At 56.5% G+C, this 3,204-nt stretch carries 1 rRNA gene; it reads left to right on the top strand.

Going from position 1 to position 3,204, the window contains the following annotated elements:
- Positions 1-49 precede the first annotated feature (49 nt).
- Positions 50-3,172 (top strand): 23S ribosomal RNA (locus SGA01_RS40605).
- Positions 3,173-3,204: the final 32 nt, after the last annotated feature.

The following is a 3,204-nucleotide window of genomic DNA, read 5'->3' as shown; positions in this document are numbered from 1 at the left end:
GGGTGGCTGGTCGTTGTTTGAGAACTACACAGTGGACGCGAGCATCTGTGGCCAAGTTTTTAAGGGCGCACGGTGGATGCCTTGGCACCAGGAACCGATGAAGGACGTGGGAGGCCACGATAGTCCCCGGGGAGCCGTCAACCAGGCTTTGATCCGGGGGTTTCCGAATGGGGAAACCCGGCAGTCGTCATGGGCTGTCACCCATGCCTGAACACATAGGGCATGTGGAGGGAACGAGGGGAAGTGAAACATCTCAGTACCCTCAGGAAGAGAAAACAACCGTGATTCCGGGAGTAGTGGCGAGCGAAACCGGATGAGGCCAAACCGTATGCGTGTGATACCCGGCAGGGGTTGCGCATGCGGGGTTGTGGGATCTCTCTTTCACAGTCTGCCGGCTGTGAGACGAGTCAGAAACCGTATGGATAGGCGAAGGACATGCGAAAGGTCCGGCGTAGAGGGTAAGACCCCCGTAGCTGAAATTCATGCGGCTCGTTTGAGAGACACCCAAGTAGCACGGGGCCCGAGAAATCCCGTGTGAATCTGGCGGGACCACCCGCTAAGCCTAAATATTCCCTGGTGACCGATAGCGGATAGTACCGTGAGGGAATGGTGAAAAGTACCGCGGGAGCGGAGTGAAATAGTACCTGAAACCGTGTGCCTACAAGCCGTGGGAGCGTCGCTCATTGGGTTTACCCAATGGGTCGTGACTGCGTGCCTTTTGAAGAATGAGCCTGCGAGTTTGCGGTGTGTTGCGAGGTTAACCCGTGAGGGGAAGCCGTAGCGAAAGCGAGTCCGAATAGGGCGATTTAGTAGCGCGCTCAAGACCCGAAGCGGAGTGATCTAGCCATGGGCAGGTTGAAGCGGAGGTAAGACTTCGTGGAGGACCGAACCCACCAGGGTTGAAAACCTGGGGGATGACCTGTGGTTAGGGGTGAAAGGCCAATCAAACTCCGTGATAGCTGGTTCTCCCCGAAATGCATTTAGGTGCAGCGTCGTGTGTTTCTTGCCGGAGGTAGAGCACTGGATAGGCGATGGGCCCTACCGGGTTACTGACCTTAGCCAAACTCCGAATGCCGGTAAGTGAGAGCACGGCAGTGAGACTGTGGGGGATAAGCTCCATGGTCGAGAGGGAAACAGCCCAGAGCATCGACTAAGGCCCCTAAGCGTACGCTAAGTGGGAAAGGATGTGGAGTCGCAGAGACAACCAGGAGGTTGGCTTAGAAGCAGCCACCCTTGAAAGAGTGCGTAATAGCTCACTGGTCAAGTGATTCCGCGCCGACAATGTAGCGGGGCTCAAGCGTACCGCCGAAGTCGTGTCATTGCAGCAATAGGGCCAACGCCCGCTGTGATGGGTAGGGGAGCGTCGTGTGCCGGGTGAAGCAGCCGCGGAAGCGAGTTGTGGACGGTTCACGAGTGAGAATGCAGGCATGAGTAGCGATACACACGTGAGAAACGTGTGCGCCGATTGACTAAGGGTTCCTGGGTCAAGCTGATCTGCCCAGGGTAAGTCGGGACCTAAGGCGAGGCCGACAGGCGTAGTCGATGGACAACCGGTTGATATTCCGGTACCCGCTTTGAAACGCCCAATATCGAGCCCATTAATGCTAAGGCCGTGAAGCCGTTCCGGACCCTTCGGGGAAAGGAAAGTGGTGGAGCCGTCGACCCAAGGTGGTAGTAGGTAAGCGATGGGGTGACGCAGGAAGGTAGTCCAGCCCGGGCGGTGGTAGTCCCGGGGTAAGGGTGTAGGGCGTGTGATAGGCAAATCCGTCACACACATAGCCTGAGACCTGATGCCGAGCCGATTGTGGTGAAGTGGATGATCCTATGCTGTCGAGAAAAGCCTCTAGCGAGTTTCATGGCGGCCCGTACCCTAAACCGACTCAGGTAGTCAGGTAGAGAATACCGAGGCGTTCGGGTGAACTATGGTTAAGGAACTCGGCAAAATGCCCCCGTAACTTCGGGAGAAGGGGGGCCATCACTGGTGATCGGATTTACTCCGTGAGCTGGGGGTGGCCGCAGAGACCAGCGAGAAGCGACTGTTTACTAAAAACACAGGTCCGTGCGAAGCCGTAAGGCGATGTATACGGACTGACGCCTGCCCGGTGCTGGAACGTTAAGGGGACCGGTTAGTCACATTTCGGTGTGGCGAAGCTGAGAACTTAAGCGCCAGTAAACGGCGGTGGTAACTATAACCATCCTAAGGTAGCGAAATTCCTTGTCGGGTAAGTTCCGACCTGCACGAATGGCGTAACGACTTCTCGACTGTCTCAACCATAGGCCCGGTGAAATTGCACTACGAGTAAAGATGCTCGTTTCGCGCAGCAGGACGAAAAGACCCCGGGACCTTTACTACAGTTTGATATTGGTGTTCGGTTCGGCTTGTGTAGGATAGGTGGGAGACTTTGAAACCGTGACGCCAGTCATGGTGGAGTCGCCGTTGAAATACCACTCTGGTCGTGCTGGATGTCTAACCTCGGTCCGTGATCCGGATCAGGGACAGTGTCTGATGGGTAGTTTAACTGGGGCGGTTGCCTCCCAAAGGGTAACGGAGGCGCCCAAAGGTTCCCTCAGCCTGGTTGGCAATCAGGTGTTGAGTGTAAGTGCACAAGGGAGCTTGACTGTGAGACCGACGGGTCGAGCAGGGACGAAAGTCGGGACTAGTGATCCGGCGGTGGCTTGTGGAAGCGCCGTCGCTCAACGGATAAAAGGTACCCCGGGGATAACAGGCTGATCTTCCCCAAGAGTCCATATCGACGGGATGGTTTGGCACCTCGATGTCGGCTCGTCGCATCCTGGGGCTGGAGTCGGTCCCAAGGGTTGGGCTGTTCGCCCATTAAAGCGGTACGCGAGCTGGGTTTAGAACGTCGTGAGACAGTTCGGTCTCTATCCGCTGTGCGCGTAGGAATATTGAGAAGGGCTGTCCCTAGTACGAGAGGACCGGGACGGACGAACCTCTGGTGTGCCAGTTGTCCTGCCAAGGGCATGGCTGGTTGGCTACGTTCGGGAGGGATAACCGCTGAAAGCATCTAAGCGGGAAGCCTGCTTCAAGATGAGTATTCCCACCTCCTTGAGAGGGTAAGGCTCCCAGTAGACCACTGGGTTGATAGGCCGGATGTGGAAGCCCAGTAATGGGTGGAGCTGACCGGTACTAATAGGCCGAGGGCTTGTCCTCAGTTGCTCGCGTCCACTGTGTTAGTTCTGAAG

It is taken from the genome of Streptomyces gardneri, assembly GCF_006539185.1.
Classification (GTDB): Bacteria; Actinomycetota; Actinomycetes; order Streptomycetales; family Streptomycetaceae; genus Streptomyces; species Streptomyces gardneri.
Note: the sequence above shows the minus strand (reverse complement) of the source record. Positions and strands in the feature narration are given on the sequence as shown.